The organism is Megasphaera sp. NM10 (assembly GCF_000417505.1).
In the GTDB taxonomy this organism is placed as follows: Bacteria; Bacillota; Negativicutes; order Veillonellales; family Megasphaeraceae; genus Megasphaera; species Megasphaera intestinihominis.
In genome coordinates this window covers 1-16,814 of sequence record NZ_APHY01000080.1, presented here as the reverse complement: position 1 = coordinate 16,814, position 16,814 = coordinate 1, and the positions used below count along the sequence as shown (strand labels likewise).

The following is a 16,814-nucleotide window of genomic DNA, read 5'->3' as shown; positions in this document are numbered from 1 at the left end:
GTGCTTGGCAGTCTCAGCCGCAATCATGCGGGTCTCATCATTTTCGTTGAGTGTCGCCAGCGAGGCCAGGGCCGCGGATTTCTGTGTCGTACCGACGATACCATTGTTATCGGCATCGAGGATCGATGCTGCTGTGCCCAGCCGCTCCCCGGACAGGGCAGCCGTCGTCTGAGCCTGTACCAGGGCGTCGGCATTGGCATAGGTGACTTCATTGAGCAGGCCCCGCTGGAAGCCGTTCGCTTCCATGGGATCGGTTATCTGCTCTGGCGTCGCAGCTGTCCGGAGAATACTGTCATGAAGCATGGCCGTCGGGTCGAAGACGAAGCTGTGGCCATGGAAATTCTGGCTGTAGCGGTCGATGGCTGCTGAAATGCGCTGATTCAGGTTCTTGACGCCGGAGTAGAGCAGAATCTTATTCTTCAATTTCTCCAGGTCCTGCTGATATTCTGCCAGCTTTTGAGCTGTTTCCTTGATGCTGTCCTGCAGTCGCTGCATGTCGATGACGTGATCGCCAGGATGGATGAGCTGATGGTGCCGGGCCTGAGCCATGGGCATCCCGGCAAACATGGCCAGGACCATAGCCGTACTCATGACGCGGACCGCTTTTTTGCTTACCATGAAAAACACCTCCCATCATAAGAACTGATACAAGAATTCATCAATGGCGTCGTAATTAATGAGAAGGAAGACCTTCCGTTCGACGTGGGATGAAACGATAGGCCCGAAGTACCGGGAGTCCAAGGAATGAATCGGTGGATTCAGGAAGAGCATCGTCCCTTCAGGAACGGAAAACGTACCATGCGGCAGCTGAGGCAGCCATGGCCGATGATAAATCGGATATACCTGGCCGTTGGTGGCCATGACGTCGTCCGTCACGGTATACGTGTCGCCGGGAAAAGCGGCGACACGTTTGAGGAGACGGAAATCATAGGGAATCTTGATATCTGGGATAGCTACCGGAGCATGGACGATGACGTAATCCCCGTAAGTGAGATGCTGGTCCGGTGATACGACATAGACGCCGCGCGGCGCCGATTCCGTATCATTGGTATAGATGAGCGGGCCGATGAGGACGTGGAGCAGCAGGAGCAGGGCTATCATCATAAGGATGGCTGCGACGACCCACTGCCACCATGTCAGCTGTTTCTTTCTAATATTTCTAAGGGATTCAATGAATTTCAACGGTGCCTCCCATCTGCCTCATGATCGTCCTCGGCACTTTGAATGTCAGGAAGACCAGGCCCAAGAGGGCAAGGCACATACGGATGTATTTCGAGAGCTGTTCCGATGTGATGGAGCTGTGTGATGCATAGGACCCGACGACCTGGCTCTTGACGGCGTTGATATACTCGATGGCCCAGCCGGGCAGGGGCGCACCGGCTTGAACGTTCCCAGGACCGCCGTTATAGGCTGCCAGGGCGTAGTCCCAGTCGCCGTATATGTCATACATCTGCTTGAGGTATTTGGCAGAAGCCTCCAGATTTGACTCCGGGTCAAAGGGGTCCGCACAGTCGAGGCTGGCGGCTGTCTCCGGCATGAGCTGGCCCAGACCTTCTGCCCCATACGGACTGATGGCATGGGGATCCCAGCTACTTTCATGCTGGATCATGCCCTCGAAGAGATTGACCGGGATTTCATGCCGCTGTGCGGCTTCGGCTGCCATGTTCACATATTCAGCCGGGCCGGTGATGGCCTGACCGGAACCCTGCTGGCTGACGCCAGGCGTCGACTGTGTAAATATGTCACCTGGCTTCGAGTCCTTGATACACGTCACGCATAGTCCTATCATGACGGATACGATGAGCAGTTTCAGCGTCGCTGAAATAAGGTGTCCCAGTGTCCCTTCGGTGATGAATTTCGAGAAATGCCAGGCACTGAAGGGAACTGTGACGATGCTCAAGGCTGCCGAAACGTAGAACTCGATATAGACGACGGTCACGTAGAAGGCCAGGAAAAGGAAGGCGGCTATAATCAGGAAAGTGAAGAAATACAGGGTCAGTATAGTTCCGAGATTATGGAGGAACTCGAAACTCGTAAATGATGCCGTCTTGTTCATGGCCGGCGCAATCATGCGGATACCGTGCTGCAGCAGAAGCTGTGGCTGGGACATGTTCGTTGAAATCAGGTCGAAGTTGCCGCTGTATGTACTGGCAGCCGATTTGACGATGCCGAGCAGGATGTTATCGGTGAACTTATTCCAGCAGGCCACAATACCGAATAGTGCGGCATACTTCATGACCTTGCGGATGAACGTTTCCTTGGAAAAGCGCATACCCGCCACCAGGATAGGCAGGGCCAGGTCGATGATGCACAGCGCGACGAGCAGGGAAACGGCGAATTTATGGACCAGTGTAAAGGCTTTATTGGCCCATTTCGAGAACTGTTCGACGTCCTTGCTCAAATCATTGCCGATTTCGTACATCTCCTTGATACCCCACGGGATGCCTACGTTATCATGACCGAAACGGCCGCCACCAGAGCCAGAGCTGCTGGTATTCCCAGTCAGGTTGACGCCAAGCATGATTAAATAGGGGACCGGGTCGATCTGCCCATGATAAGGGTCGTACCCATAGGGATGATATTCTGCATGAAGATGATCCCCAGTGGAGTAGTTGTGAGTGCCAGTTGAATCATAATAATCAAAAGCACCACCAACAAAACCGACGACATCTCCTTCGTGGACGTTGCCACGGGCACAGCCTTCAGAGGCGTCAGATAAATCACCGAAAAGCCAGACTTCGCCGGTACTGGTATTGGTAACTGTGACCCAGTAGCCAAAACCACCGTCAGGGGCCCTTCACAATAGCCATCGAAAGGGGCTACTACCGGCGTTCCTTCGGGAACGCCGATATCGACCCCTTTATGGTCCCGTCCCCAACGTGGTCCGAACGGACTGGTGACAGGACCGCCATCAATAGGCGGAGCTGCCAAGACAGGGATGCACAGCGTCAGGAGCAGCGTCAGAAGGCAGAGGATACGGATTGCAAATTTCATCACTCACCGCCTCACTTCTTATTGGATTTCCCTGACGGAGCCTGTGAAGAAGCAGAGCGGGGCGATTCAGAAGCATCGGGCATATTCGGTGTATACCCTTCCTTGGAGTATGCCCCGGAACGGACATTACGCCAGGACTTCGAGTGTTCCAGTGCGTTCTGAGCGCCTTTTTCGACGTTACCGCTGAGGAAGTTGCCGAACTTCTGCCGGAATATTTCACGGGCAAATTCATTCTTTACGGTCCGTCCGGAACCTGCCGTCTGGAACGGTTCATGATTGCCGTTATACAGCGTACCGCCGTTAGCACGGATACGGGCTGTGTTCAGCGTACTTTGGAAGTTGCCGAAACTTTGCAGGCCTTTCTGGCCGGCACGAACAGGCAGTGTCGCCACGTTCAGGGCTGTATTCGCCGCCTGCTGACCGTAATTCTTGATGGACTGCATGGGAGCATCCAAAGCTGGCTGGCCCTGCATCATCATAGCGGCCAGGTTCGGTACTTTCCAGACCAGATAGCCAAGGATAAGATAGCTGATGGCATATTTCAGCATGACGGCAAAAGTGACAGCATCTTTCGGGATGGCGTCGACCTTGCCGACAATCGTTTGAACGAGGCCGATGAGAAAGAACATGACCATGAGCTTCACACCGAAAGCAAAAACCGCTGAAATACAGCGCTGACAGAGGAAATTCGTATACCGGATGGCCCCGAACGGCATGAGGATGACGGCGATACTGGCAAAGATATTGAATTCTATTTTCGTAATAAGAATCTGTAACGCCATGATGAAGAACGAGAACATGACCAGGCCGATAGTAATGACGTACATCAGGGCTTTACCGATATTAAGCCCGACCGAAGACAAGCCATCGAACAGTGTCTTACAGACGTTGAAGCCGTTATCCAGCAGCTTGCTGGGCTCGATGACATCGCCGTTCACCGGCACATTCGCCGCTGTGAGGCCGGCGTATTGGAAGGATACCATGATAGCGTGGTTGATGTCGTTCCAATACATAATGATAAACAGAAAGGCGCCGAGCTTCATAATCTTCGAGATCATCTGGCTCATCTTCATTTCGCCGTCATACAGGGCCCATGTCGAACAGAGGTCGATGATGGCCAGGACACCAACTAAGGCTTTGGCATGGGGAATGAGGTTGAGCATCCCTGTGATGCTGGCGTCCTGGAAGAATTTCAGTATTTCGTTTAGGATTTGCGTATTTCCGAAGTCCATGATTCCACCTCTTTACCACTCGAAATGCAGGTGCCCCTTATAGGGATCGTAAGTAGGGGAGAAACCGGACGAATCGTTGTTCTGCATCTCTTCGATGGCAGCCACTTCGGCCTTGCCCTGGGCTTCCTGCATATCCAGTTCATTCTTTTTCTGCTGGGCTTCTGCCTGGGATTTCAGTGCCTGCTGCTGTCCCTGGAGGCCCTGGATGATGATTTTGATATTCTGCGCCCGCAGCTGCAGGGCCGCAATGTGATTAGCTGCCTGCTGGGCCTGCATAGCCCCTTCCGCATTGGCACTGTCTTCTTCGGCCTGCTGGATTTCTTCATTGATGCTGTCCAGTTCTCCCATGAGCTTCTGGATAGCAGACAATGTATCCGCATTGTTCCTCATCAGCGTTGCCAGTGTGATGAGACGGGCTGTACGGCTGAACCGAGGGTTTCTGGCAAATCGTTGCCGATGATGGGAGGAATGTTTTTATTGAAATAATCGTTGATATAGATTGTATGGGCCGTCGCAAGGTCCGGGACACCTTTGTCTGAAATCGTGCCGGTCGTCCCATAGATGACAGTCCCATTCTTAGTGAGGATATCCTGGATTTTATTCCAGCCGTTGATCAGACTGGTCTTGTATCCATTTAGAATCTGTGACGGCAGCTTCTTCAGTTCCTTCCATTGCAGTTCGACCTGCTCTTTGGTGTTCGTTACGACCTTGACCGTTTCCTGATACGTTTTGAGCTGCTGTGTGATATTGTCTACGTCGATGACCGGGATGGCTGCATGAGCGGGCGGGGCCGCATAGCCGCTGCTGGTAAGGACGAGGACACATAAGATGATGAGTGCTTTCTTCTGCATAAATATCGCTCCTTTCCTGCTAACCTGTACACAACGGTACATTCCAATGCCTTGCAAGGGAGTAGGGAGTTGCAGGGCATCAGAATATATCGGTGCGATATATTTAGAAAGTAAACTTATAGGAGACGAGATTGGGTGACAAACCCTACGGCTTCTGTTCATCACCTCCCGAAGCCGTAAGGTTCATCATCTCATATGTTATTTCTGATTGGCTTTGACCTGCGAAAGTTCCGGTGCGTATTCGGCAAGCGTTGCCTGGTCGACGTGAGCGCCTTTCTGGAGAGCTTCGTAGAGCATCTGTGCATATTCGTAGCGGGTCATCGGCTTATCGCCGTGGAACTGGCCGTCCGGATAGCCCTTGATGGCGCCGTTGCCGTGGAGCGTATCGACGGCATCCTTTGCCCAGTGTCCAGCTGGAACGTCTGCGAACGGCGCTTTCTTGCTCATATCGAGGAGATTCAGGACCCGGCTCATCTGAGCTTTTATGGCGGCCATTTCGTCGGCCATGGCCTTGATGACCTTCTGGTCTTCCTTAATCTGTTTGGTCAGTGCCGTGCGGGACATGGTCTTCATACCGGACGGGCCGAGCTTGAAGGTGACGCCGGCCGAGAGCATCGGATCACCGTTGCCCATAGTGCCGGAGAAGTTGATTGTCGTGTCTTCATTCGGATGGTAGAAGACGCCGAGAGCGGCTGCATTAGCATCCTTGTAATGGCCGTAGCCTGCGGCGAAGTCCAGCTTGTTGTCCGGATCGAATTCGCCCGGATGGAGGCCGGCAAGGGCTGCTGCGCCGGCACCGACTTTATTGATTTCGCCGGTCAGGGCCTGTCTCGTGCTGTAGAGCTGGCCGCCATTGACAGCATCATGGCTGCCCGGAGCAATCGCACCGTCAGCTACGTTGCGAATCTGATAGCCGTTGGCGTTGATGCCCTGGCTGTCGATGTAGTTGTGGTCGTGTACGTAGAGGTCACCCTTGATGTCGGCATTGCCACCGACGCCGAGGTTCTGCTGGACGATAGCGTTGCTGTTCATGAGGATGTTGCCGTCAAGCTGCGTCGTACCAGCGACGTGGAGGTCCTTGCCAATCTGCTGGCTGCCATGGATGGTCGAATCGCCTTTGACGGTCTGGCTGCCGCCGATGGTAAGGTCCTTGTCGATGTTGATGTCGCCCAGGAAGTTCGTTGTCCCCTTGACGGTGAGGTCTTTGTCAATGGTGACATTGCTCTTGGCGAAGACGTCGCCTTTCAGCGTCGACGTACCTTCAACAGTGAGGTCCTTGCCGACCGTGACATTTGAGCCAGTTGTGACATCGCCCGTAAGGGTAGAGGTGCCATCGACCGTAAGGTTCTTGCCGATATGGCCGTTGCCCTGGACGTCGGAGTCGCCTTTGACGGTGCTATTGCCATCGACTGTAGCATTTCCCTTGGTTTCCGTATCGGCATCGAAGGTGGCGTTGCCGGTCGTTTCGAGGGTTCCGTCGATCTTCGTGTCTTTCAGGTTAGCCTGGCCGTTGACCGTAAGGTCCTTACCGACTGTGACGTTCGCGCCAGTTGTGACGTCGCCCGTGAGGGTAGAGGTACCATCGACGGTGAGGTTCTTGCCAATGTGGCCGTTACCCTGGACGTCCGAATCACCTTTGACCATGGAGTTGCCATCTACCGTGGAGTTGCCTTTGACTTCTGTATCCGCATCGAAGGTAGCGTTGCCGGTCGTTTCGAGCGTACCATCAATCTTCGTGTCTTTCAGGCTGGTGTTGCCGCTGACGGAGAAGTCTTTGGCGACGGAAGCATTACCTTCCATGGTGACGTCGCCCTTGAGGTCAGACGTGCCATCAACCGTGAGGTCTTTGCCGATGTGGCCGTTACCCTGGACGTCGGAATCGCCTTTGACCGTGGAGTTGCCATCTACCGTGCTGTTGCCTTTGACTTCTGTATCGGCATCGAAGGTAGCATTGCCGGTCGTTTCGAGGGTTCCGTCGACTTTCGTATCTTTCAGGCTGGTGTTACCGCTGACGGAGAAGTCTTTCGCAACGGAAGCATTGCCTTCCATAGTGACGTCGCCCTTGAGGTCGGACGTGCCGTCAACCGTGAGGTCTTTGCCGACGTGGCCGTTACCCTGGACATCCGAATCACCTTTGACGGTGCTGTTGCCATCAACTGTAGCATTGCCCTTGGTTTCCATATCAGCATCGAAGGTGGCGTTACCCGTGGTTTCGAGGGTGCCATCAACTTTCGTATCTTTCAGGCTGGTGTTGCCGTTGACGGAGAAGTCTTTCGCAACGGAAGCGTTGCCTTCCATGGTGACGTCACCCTTGAGGTCGGATGTGCCGTCTACGGTCTGATTTCCTTTAACATGGGAATCTTTGTCGACCGTCTGGTTCCCGTTGACGGTAGCATCGCCTTTGACCGTTTCGTTGCCGCCGACCGTCTGGTCTTTATCGACAATCTGAGAACCTTTGACGTGAGAGTCACCGCCGATAGTGGAGGAACCGTCTACCGATTCATTGCCTTTCACGGAGAGATCCTTATCAATCTGTGTACTGCCATTGATGGTGACATCACCCTTGACAGTAGCGTTCCCGTCAACCGTGCTGTTGCCTTTGGTTTCGGAATTACCGTTCGTCGTAAGGTCTTTGCCGACCGTGACATTCGAGCCCGTTGTGACGTCGCCAGTGAGGGTGGATGTGCCGTCTACGGTCTGATTGCCTTTGACATGAGAATTTTTGTCGACTGTCTGGTTCCCGTTAACGGTAGAATCGCCTTTGACCGTGGCGTTTCCGCCGACCGTCTGGTCTTTATCCACGGTCTGGCTGCCCTGGACGTGGGAATCCCCGCCGATAGTGGAGGAACCGTCTACCGATTCATTGCCTTTAACAGAGAGGTCCTTATCAATCTGTGTACTCCCGTTGACCGTGGCATCGCCCTTGACGGTCTGATTGCCGTCGACGGTGTTGTTACCCTTGGTTTCCGAGTCGCCAGCGACTGTGGCATCACCTTTGACATCAAGGTTGCCGCCGATATGGCTGTTACCGTCGATGGTCTGGTTGCCATCGGCTTTGATGTCGCCATGGGCGATGAGGTCGGTGTTAGCGACGACGTTGCCGTCGGCAATGATGTTGGAGTTACTGGTGATATTGTCGGTAGCGCGGATCTTGCCATCGACCGTGACGTTATCGTGGAAACGGGACGTACCGTCGACTGTGACCGTACCTTTCGTGTAGCTGTTGCCTTCGGTCGTTTGATTGCCTTTGACCGTTTCGTTGCCGCCGATGGTAGAAGTACCGTCGACCATCTGGTTGCCCTTGACGTGGCTGTTGCCACCCGTTTCCTGGTTGCCGTCTACGGTCTGGTCCTGTTTGATGTGGCTGCTGCCGTCGACGGTTTCATTGCCTTTGGTTTCGAAATTGCCCGTTACCGTGGAGTTACCACCGACGTTACTGTTGCCCGTCGTGTTGGAATCACCTTTGACCGTTTCACTGCCATCGACCGTAAGGTCTTTGCCAATCGTGGTATTGCCGGAAACATTCTGATCGCCTTTGACCGTTTCGTTGCCGCCGACGGTCTGATTGCCCGTCGTTGAGGAATCGCCGCTTACGGTCTGGTTCCCGTCGACGGTGTTGTTCCCCTTAGTTTCCGTGTTGCCCGATACCGTCAGGTTCTTATCGACCGTAGCGGAATCCGTGACGTGTAATTCCTTGGTAGTTGTTGTCCCAGCTACGGACTGGTCGCCTTTGACCGTGGAAGAGCCATCGGTTGTGGAATTACCTTTCGTTTCGGAATCACCCTTGACGGTCAGGTTCTTGTCAATCGTAGAGGAATCCGTAACGTGCAGTTCTTTGGTCGTTGTCGTGCCGCTTACGTTTTCATTACCGCCGACATTAGAATCACCTTTGACCGTGCTGGAACCGTCGACAGTCTGGTTATTCGTGACGTGGGAATCACCGGTAATCGTCGTATTGTGCAGATTCGTATCGCCGGATACGTTGAGGTTCGTCGTATTCGTCGTGCCGCCGACCGTCTGGTCGCCTTTGACCGTGGAAGAGCCATCCGTCGTGGAATTGCCCTTCGTTTCGGAGTTTCCGTTGACCGTGGAGTTGCCACCGACCGTCTGATTGCCAGTCGTCGAAGAATCGCCCTTAACGGTCAGGTTCTTATCAATCGTAGAGGAATCCGTGACATGCAGTTCTTTGGTCGTTGTCGTGCCGCTTACGTTTTCATTACCGCCGACATTAGAATCGCCCTTGACCGTGCTGGAACCGTCAACAGTCTGGTTATTCGTAACGTGGGAATCGCCGGTAATCGTCGTATTGTGCAGATTCGTGTCACCGGATACGTTGAGGTTCGTCGTATTCGTCGTGCCGCCGACCGTCTGGTCGCCTTTGACCGTAGAGGAGCCGTCGGTCGTCGAATTGCCTTTTGTTTCGGAGTTGCCAGTCGTCGTTTGATTTCCTTTGACCGTCTGATCGCCATCGATATTCTTAATAAGGTCCTTGACGGTTTGTTTTTGCTCGTCACTTAAATCGCTATTATTATTAGTTATATCAATAGCATAGTGGTATATTTTACCGGCGCTGCCTTCTGCACCACCAGTGCCGGTATCATATGTTAAGAAAAGATACTTATGACCAGCAGTGAGCCCGTTATAATCTTTTGATACGTATCCAAACGTAGTGTTTTTACTGCCAAAATGGGAAATACCAAAGCTATCAGTATTTGCTTCAGGATGAGCAGATATAAAATCAGTAATACTACCATAAATACCGTCATATGCAGCTGCTGAAATCGGCACCATTAAAACAGATGCAATTAAAGACAAATGGGTTAAGAACAATTTTAATTTTCTTTTGTCAGTCGCAATCGATTTTGTTTTACCATGGTTATGTGCCAGCTCACTAACTACTTCATAAAGTCCTTTGGCCTTATTAAATATGACCTTATAAATCCTATTCATTTTCATTCCTCCTTAAAAAATAAATGACATCTATGATTAAGAACCAGCCGCAGCCGATTCATATTGTTTATATTTCTCCCATTCTTTCTCCGCATCCTTATATTTGAACCATTGTTCGACGAAGCTTTCTTTACTGCCATTAGCCAGGATACGGTTCATGGCCAGCTGGTCGGTCTTTGCCGTAGCCGTGACGAAGGGGATTTCCGCCGGCTGCAGGGCCAGCTGGAAGAGGCGGTTCCCTTTATCGCTGCTATAGTAATAGTCCCGCTTCGGCGTCATGGTGCTGATAATCTGGATCTGGCGCTCGTTGCAGCCAAAGAGCTGGTAGAGCTTGGCATTGGCTTCGCTTTCAGCATTGACGTTCGGCAGGAAAATCTTGTTCTTGCACTGGTCATTGACGGTATCCAGCAGATTCGGCTTGCTGGCGATATCCGACAGCTGCTGCGTCGCAATCCAGATGGACGTGTTTTTCTTACGCATATCCTTGAAGTATTCTTTCAGCTTATTCTGGAAGACTTCGTTATCCAGGAACAGCCAGCATTCGTCGAGGACGATGAGGCTTGGCCCTGTGGCATTGCGGATAGCCGTTTCGATTTGATGGAAAAGATAATCCAGGGTAGGCGGAACGATGGACGGGATACCCATGAGGGTTTCCATTTCAAAGACACGCCAGTTGCCTTTCCCGGCAAAATCGACATTGTTATCGAAGAGCTTGCCAAAGCTCCCATTCATGGTCAGGGTCTGCATAGCCTGGCGGATTTCCTGGGACTGTACCATTTCGTTGAAGACGGTTATGGTCCGCTGTTCCTGCGGCAGGACCCGCAGGCTCTGCAAGGCGTTCCAGACGAGGATTTCTTCCTTTGGTGTGACCTTGACGTTACGCTGGATGAGGTAGGCCATGATCCATTCTTTGGCCCATTTGATTTCGCCTTCGTCGTCGATATTCGCCAACGGCTGGAACGAGAGGTCGCTGCTGCCTTCGGCTGCCAGATTGTAGAAGTGGCCGCCGACCCCGTAGGTGAGGGCTCGTGAGCTGGCTGCTTTATCGAAGATGAAGACGTTGGCACCTGGGTATTTGAGGAAGTTGGCTTCCAGCGTATTCAGGAGAACGGATTTACCGGACCCGGACGGTCCGACGATTAGCGTATGCCCTATATCTCCATCATGGAGGGACAGACGGAAGGGAGTATACCCTGTCGAGTCTGTGTAGAGCAGTACAGGCCCCTTGAGATGTTCGTTATTTTTGTCTCCAGACCACATCGCAGTAGCCGGGGCCAAATGACAAAAATTTATGGAGCTGACGGACGGCCGGCGGATGTTGCATTTATAGCAGCCCGGCAGTGTGCCGCGCCAGGCTTCCATGCTGTTGTCCGTTTCCAGGAATCCCGTGAAGCCCATGCCGTTCAAGGTTTCCAGGAACAAGTTGGCCTTTTCCGTACAGCGGTTCTTGTCTTCATCCAGGATGATGATGTTCATGTTGTAATATCCGTAAGAGACGAAATCCGAACCGAGTTCGTTAAGGGCTGCCTGGGCATCGTCCCGATTGGCCGCTGCCGTTTCATCGAGGGCATCGGCAGACTGTTCTTTCGTGATGGCTTCCCGGATGTAAGTCCAGAAGCCTTTGATCTGCTGGCCGAAGAGCTTGCAGCGCTGGGCAATCTCCTTTCGTGCGTCGAGCTTGCTGAGGCAGATAAAGCGGCTGTTCCAGCGGTATTCGACGTTCAAATTGTTAAAAGCATCGAACAGGCCCGGTGCCGATACAGGCGGAAAATTCAGTACGGTAATGATCTTCATGTACTTATTCCCGATTTTCGGTTCCCGGCCGCCGAGGATACCCGCATCCGCGACGTAGTCACAGACGAAACGGGACGGGTTATAGCGGACGGTAAAGCGCCGGTCTGATACTAAAGAATGAAGGTACGTCAATGTTTCTTCCTGGTTGAGCTGCCTGAACTTGCCCTGGAAAGCGAGGGTCAGGGCATTGCGTATCCTCGTGACCCGGTCCTTGAATTTTTCTTCATAATCAACGTAGAGCTTGTAATTCTTCGTATATTTCGCAGACGCCTTGTCGGGGGTCGTGAAAAATTCAAGGAACCGGTTCTTGAGGAATTCTGCCGGCTCCTGATAGAGGATGAAATAGTAATCCGAGTCGAAATGGAGCTGGCTCTTATAATAGTCGCGCCGTTCGTCGTCGAATTCCTGTGCCAGGGGGACCGGCATGTCTGAGGATTCATAATCCTGTGCATAGTGGCGCTGGGCGTCGAAGTAGATGACAAATCCGGTCGGCAGCGTTTTAAGGATATTATTCAGTTCATTGTTGTACTGCATCAGTTCCGCATCCGTGGCGCTGGCCATGTCGGGTCCGCGGAACTTGAATACAGCGAACAGGGAAAAATCGTTTCCGTGTACGAAGTTGAAGTCCCCCAGGCTGTCCGGATCGATGACTACCCATGGCAGCATGTCCGATACATGGGGCCGGTTCTTGTAGACGCCGTTCTTCGAGGTATACACAGCTTCATCAATCTTTTGTTTCTTCTGTTTCTTTTTCAATTTCGATAAGCTGCCAAACACGGATACCACCTCCTAAATAAGAAATCTCAGGAATCAGGGATAATAATAGGGTCTGTAATCTTTACTGCGCCAGAAGACGCCGAGGAAGTCCGGGTCATGCTGTCCGAGGAACCGGAAGAGGTAGTGGGCAGCGATGCAGAGGACGGGGACAAGGATGGTCTTGAAGAAGATACCGCCGATGATGCCGACGAGCACTTCCAGGAGGAGCAGGTTACGGGGAACGCCGCCCCAGAAGATGGGCTGCGTCAAAGAGCGGTGCAATGGGACGGCATAGCCGTCAGGATGCTGTTCTTTATCCATGACTACACGACCTTTCCTTTAGAGCAGGCCGAAAATGGTAGCCCCGCCGGCACTGCCTTTGATGATGTTGATGAAGTTCGGTGCGAACAAGCAGGTAGATACGGCGAAGATGAGGATGATGAACTTCTGCGTACCTGCGCCGTGGTTGCCTGTGAACATGGCAATGGCAGCTGCTGCCAGGCCAAGGACACCCAATGTCGTAGGCAGCGGGCCGGTCAGCTGGTCGGCCAGGGAGTTGAGGAACTTCGTCCATGGCCACTGATCGACGTTGGCCGTATCTTCGATGCCGTCCTTGCTGGCAAACGACAGGATCGGATTGGCTGCCACGAACAGGGCCAGTCCGGCGACTTTCATGAGATAGGCTTCATAGAGAGCCGCTTTTTTCTTTTGGAATCTTGCTTTGAGATTCATGATGAATGCCTCCTTTTCGGAAATAGGGGATAAGATAATAGGGTTTATTAAGACTTATTCACGCCTAATAGGTCTTATTAGTGCTTATTAAGCCCTATTAAGACTTATTTAGTCTTATTAAGCGTGATAAGCATTAACCAGGGATATGATGGATGACGTATTCTTTCTTCAGCTCATCGAACTTGTCGACAGCGATGACGTCTTCTACCTTCCGGCCACGGCGGCCATGGCCGAGGTCGGTATGGACGAGGCCGACGACGATGTCGATGCTTCGCCGATGAGTTCCTTGAGGTCGCCGGCGGCGTCCGGGTCTTCCTGGGCCAGGCTCTTGATACGGTACAGGCCCTGGATGGCCGAGTCGGCATGAGTTGTGCAGGCGCCGCCGGGATGACCGGTATTCCAGGCTTTCAGCATCGTATAGGCAGCACCGTCACGGACTTCGCCGACGATGATACGGTCCGGACTGCGGCGCATACAGTCTTTCAGCAGCATGGTCATGTTATAGACGATGCCCTGGTTCAAGTCCTGCATGGTGAACATTGGGGAGTAGTCATCGGCAGAACACTGGAGTTCCGGCAGGTCTTCCAGGCTGACAATCCGGTGATACGGGGAGATATGGGCAATGGCATCGAGGATAGCGTTTAGAAATGTCGTCTTCCCGGTGCCTGTGCCGCCGACGACGAGGATGTTCTTCCGCGCTGCAATGGACTTCTCCAGAAATGCCTTATGCCCGGGAGATAAGACGCCTTGTTCGACGTATTCGGCGAGGGTGAAGATCTTCGTTGCTTTCTTGCGGATGTTGAACTGGGGATTCCTTACGATCGGCGGCATTTCGCCCTGGAACCGGGCGCCGTAGCCCTTGATTTCCGTCGAAACGGAAGGGATGGCTTCGGTTACGATTTTCCGGACCTGGCCGGACGCCAGGTTGATGATGGCCTGAATCTTGTCGGGATCGAGATAGATGCCGGTCTTGACTTTGCCTTCTTTATACGAGAGATATCGGAGATAACCGTCATCATTGACATACAGCTCCGTAATATCATCCCTGTGCATGAGGGCCGTCATCTCAGGGCCGCAGCAGCAATCGAATGTCGGATTCGGCTGTATATGCTGCTTGATGTTTTCCATTATTCCGTCACTTCCCCAGAATAGGGCGGATACGTTCCGGGGCTTTCCGCCGAAGCAGCTGCTCTGGCAGCTTCCTGCTGGCGCTGCTTTTCGACGAAGTCCTGATACAGTCTGGTGTATTCGTTGATGGTACGGGTCTTCTGTTCTTCATCCCCGTCGAGTATCTGCTTGGCCTTGAGGGCCATGCCGACGAGGAGCGTTACATTATGGATAGGGAAGCCCGTAGATTTCAGCTGCTTGACGAGAACGGCATATTGTTCGGCCTCGATTTCTTTGGCCAGGTTCCGTTCCTCGACACGGGCATTGCGGCACATCTGACGGAACTTCTCTTCCTGTTCGCGCTGTCGCTGTCTCAATATTTCCTGTTTCCGTTTCAATCGATTCAGTCTGACGTGGGATACCATATGTTTTCACTTCCTTAGCGTGCGACCTTGAGGTCTTTGAATTTATGTTCGCCGGCTTCCTTACGCTGCTCCAGCCGCTGCTTCCAGAGCGGGTTGGCGTTGATGACGTCGGCCCGGCCGCCGCTGCGGATGACATCGCTGACGTAAGGCGCGTCGACGAGTTTCTTCAAGAAAAAGTCTTGTTCGTAATATTTGATTTTTTCCGTCCGTACAGGCGGATTGTTCTGGACGAAGAGGATTTCATCGTTCCCCAGGCGCCGGGCTTCTTCAGCCGTAAGCAGGGGACGGGACGTTTCCGAATAGGAGACGCTCTTCTTGAACCAGCTGCCTGTTTCCGACTCAGATTCTACCCGGATGGTTTCATTGCCCAGGCTTTCTTCGATATGCTTTGCCGTAGCAGCATCATTCGGCGAATAATAGATTTGGAGGCTCGTATTCATGAGCAGCTCATTTTCCTTGCCGTATGTCTTATAGAGCTGGTCCAGGCCCTGCATGATGAGCATGGACTTCATGCCGTAACCGGCTGTGAAGGCCAGGGCCGACGCAAAGCGTTTCAGATTGCCCAAGGAATTGAATTCATCCATGAGGAGCAGGCATTTATGGCGGTACGACGGCTTGCTGCACCGGCCTTTCTTGTATTCCCCGATTTCGCGGGTATGCCTGCCAATCATCATTTCAAAGAAGAGACGGAAGATAGGCGACATGCGGAGCAAATCGGACGGCGGGGTGATGAGGTACAGCGACACCGGCCGGTCATAGCGCATGAGGTCATCGATACAGAAGTCGCTGACCCTGGTATTGGCTGTAAGGACCGGGTCGAGGTATTCCTTCAAGGCCGTGTTGGCCGTCGAGATGATGGAACCCAGTTCGTTGTCCGGCTTCTTGGCGATTTCCATGAAGCCCCGGTTGATGATGGGGTGGGTGAAGGCCGTTTCCGGATCCAGTGGTTCCATGAAGTCATCGGGATACAAGGCGTGCAGGTCGTCGGGCGTGAATTTCCGTTTGACGTAGGCCTTGTCCCTGGTACTCCATTCCTCGATTTCGATACCGCCTTCGGGGACATGAGGGAAGTTCTGCAGGGCCTGGATGGCTTTGACGAAATCCTGGACAACGTAATGGCTGTCGTCGATGGTCCCGTCTTCCTCGACTTCCGGTGCCAGTGTCGCTTTTAAGAAGCTGGATACGGTATAGAGGTTCGGCCGCTGCGGGTAATGCTCCGGATCGGCGTAGTGGGCATATTCGAGATGCAGGATGACGATGGCGATGACATTGCCGGCGTTGGCGATCCAGTGGTCCGGGTTCTCCTTGCCTTCGTAGTTCGCGATGACGTTAGCGATGTTCTGGGCCGCTGAGACTTCGCCGGCTGTGCCGATAGGGATTTCATCGAGGGGATTCCAGCGGGCCGATGACCCGTCGGCAGACGTGGGCTCGAACTTGATGACTTTCTGGCCCATCCGCTTGCGGTAGCCCGCGGTGATGCCCCAGTTTTCGGATTTAATATCGTTGACGACGACGGACTGTTTCCAGCCGCCGAGGAGTGTCGGGATGATGAGGCCGACGCCTTTCCCGCTTCGGGTCGGGGCGACGACGATGATGTGTCTGCTGTCATTATCGCGGAGATAGAAGTGGCTGAGCCTGCGGTATCCGGCAGCCGTCTTGTCATAGAGGGCTTTCCAGAACGCCGCCAGGGAATATTTGCACGGGGTGTAGCTGTGTATTTCAGACAGCCACTTCTCATCTTTCGCGATGTCTTTTCTTAATTTCTTATAGGCAGGACTTCCTTTCTTTACCTGATGGATTTTTCGCTTCATCTGAGAAAGCTGTATCTCTTTCCGGTCCCGGTCTTCATCGAGCCTCTTATCGAAATTCATTTCTCCATAGCTGGCAGCTTCGTCCTTCTTGGATTCGAGCCAGTGGAGGAAAGCCGTACATTTCTTGATGGACGGGTTATCGTAGAGTCCGACGACGACGCC

At 53.0% G+C, this 16,814-nt stretch carries 14 protein-coding genes and 1 pseudogene; all 15 read right to left on the bottom strand.

Annotated elements, in window-relative coordinates:
• A partial coding sequence (locus NM10_RS11510) for a hypothetical protein (RefSeq protein ID WP_020311722.1) occupies window positions 1–618 on the bottom strand: 618 nt, incomplete at its 3' end.
• 15 nt (window positions 619–633) lie between these two features.
• Window positions 634–1,182 carry a S26 family signal peptidase gene (locus NM10_RS11505; RefSeq protein ID WP_020311721.1) on the bottom strand — a complete coding sequence of 183 codons (549 nt, stop codon included), beginning with the start codon at window positions 1,180–1,182 and terminating at the stop codon, window positions 634–636.
• Window positions 1,169–2,521 (bottom strand): transglycosylase SLT domain-containing protein, encoded by a 1,353-nt coding sequence (locus NM10_RS13080; RefSeq protein WP_051132266.1) that lies wholly within the window; start codon window positions 2,519–2,521, stop codon window positions 1,169–1,171. The genes NM10_RS11505 and NM10_RS13080 overlap by 14 nt, the downstream gene beginning before the upstream one ends.
• A gap of 2 nt (window positions 2,522–2,523) precedes the next feature.
• A complete protein-coding gene (locus NM10_RS11495) occupies window positions 2,524–2,994 on the bottom strand; it encodes a M23 family metallopeptidase (protein WP_020311719.1) in 471 nt (156 codons plus the stop codon).
• A gap of 11 nt (window positions 2,995–3,005) precedes the next feature.
• On the bottom strand, window positions 3,006–4,226 hold the full coding sequence (locus NM10_RS11490; protein ID WP_020311718.1) for a type IV secretion system protein: 1,221 nt from the start codon (window positions 4,224–4,226) through the stop codon (window positions 3,006–3,008).
• 12 nt (window positions 4,227–4,238) lie between these two features.
• Window positions 4,239–4,616: a hypothetical protein gene (locus NM10_RS11485; RefSeq protein ID WP_147675878.1), complete on the bottom strand. Its 378-nt coding sequence runs from the start codon at window positions 4,614–4,616 to the stop codon at window positions 4,239–4,241.
• Complete coding sequence (locus NM10_RS11480; RefSeq protein ID WP_020311716.1) at window positions 4,616–5,077, bottom strand: hypothetical protein; 462 nt, start codon at window positions 5,075–5,077, stop codon at window positions 4,616–4,618. Before NM10_RS11480 ends, NM10_RS11485 begins: the two co-directional genes overlap by 1 nt.
• Before the next feature lie 198 nt (window positions 5,078–5,275).
• Window positions 5,276–9,892: an S-layer homology domain-containing protein gene (locus NM10_RS11475; protein ID WP_239639728.1), complete on the bottom strand. Its 4,617-nt coding sequence runs from the start codon at window positions 9,890–9,892 to the stop codon at window positions 5,276–5,278.
• Between the two features lie 54 nt (window positions 9,893–9,946).
• Window positions 9,947–10,027 (bottom strand): annotated as a pseudogene (locus tag NM10_RS15325) (ESPR domain-containing protein); the annotation flags it as partial.
• Between the two features lie 36 nt (window positions 10,028–10,063).
• Window positions 10,064–12,598 (bottom strand): TraG/VirB4 family ATPase, encoded by a 2,535-nt coding sequence (locus tag NM10_RS11460; RefSeq protein ID WP_020311714.1) that lies wholly within the window; start codon window positions 12,596–12,598, stop codon window positions 10,064–10,066.
• A gap of 33 nt (window positions 12,599–12,631) precedes the next feature.
• Window positions 12,632–12,898: a VirB3 family type IV secretion system protein gene (locus NM10_RS11455; protein WP_020311713.1), complete on the bottom strand. Its 267-nt coding sequence runs from the start codon at window positions 12,896–12,898 to the stop codon at window positions 12,632–12,634.
• Between the two features lie 18 nt (window positions 12,899–12,916).
• Window positions 12,917–13,309, bottom strand: coding sequence for a TrbC/VirB2 family protein (locus NM10_RS11450; RefSeq protein WP_020311712.1), 393 nt, complete (start codon window positions 13,307–13,309; stop codon window positions 12,917–12,919).
• Between the two features lie 204 nt (window positions 13,310–13,513).
• Window positions 13,514–14,437, bottom strand: coding sequence for an ATPase, T2SS/T4P/T4SS family (locus NM10_RS11445; protein ID WP_020311711.1), 924 nt, complete (start codon window positions 14,435–14,437; stop codon window positions 13,514–13,516).
• On the bottom strand, window positions 14,437–14,814 hold the full coding sequence (locus NM10_RS11440; protein WP_147675877.1) for a hypothetical protein: 378 nt from the start codon (window positions 14,812–14,814) through the stop codon (window positions 14,437–14,439). The genes NM10_RS11445 and NM10_RS11440 overlap by 1 nt, the downstream gene beginning before the upstream one ends.
• 41 nt (window positions 14,815–14,855) lie before the next feature.
• Window positions 14,856–16,814: type IV secretory system conjugative DNA transfer family protein (locus NM10_RS11435; protein ID WP_020311709.1), on the bottom strand; the 1,959-nt coding region annotated here is incomplete at its 5' end.

What these genes read in the sequence shown, in the direction of transcription:
- NM10_RS11455 (WP_020311713.1), bottom strand. Translation starts at nt 12,898, where the DNA reads ATGGATAAAGAACAGCATCCTGACGGCTATGCCGTCCCATTGCACCGC.
- NM10_RS11495 (WP_020311719.1), bottom strand. Translation starts at nt 2,994, where the DNA reads ATGAAATTTGCAATCCGTATCCTCTGCCTTCTGACGCTGCTCCTGACG.
- NM10_RS11485 (WP_147675878.1), bottom strand. Translation starts at nt 4,616, where the DNA reads ATGAGGAACAATGCGGATACATTGTCTGCTATCCAGAAGCTCATGGGA.
- NM10_RS11450 (WP_020311712.1), bottom strand. Translation starts at nt 13,309, where the DNA reads ATGAATCTCAAAGCAAGATTCCAAAAGAAAAAAGCGGCTCTCTATGAA.
- NM10_RS11490 (WP_020311718.1), bottom strand. Translation starts at nt 4,226, where the DNA reads ATGGACTTCGGAAATACGCAAATCCTAAACGAAATACTGAAATTCTTC.
- NM10_RS11480 (WP_020311716.1), bottom strand. Translation starts at nt 5,077, where the DNA reads ATGCAGAAGAAAGCACTCATCATCTTATGTGTCCTCGTCCTTACCAGC.
- NM10_RS13080 (WP_051132266.1), bottom strand. Translation starts at nt 2,521, where the DNA reads ATGCTTGGCGTCAACCTGACTGGGAATACCAGCAGCTCTGGCTCTGGT.
- NM10_RS11445 (WP_020311711.1), bottom strand. Translation starts at nt 14,437, where the DNA reads ATGGAAAACATCAAGCAGCATATACAGCCGAATCCGACATTCGATTGC.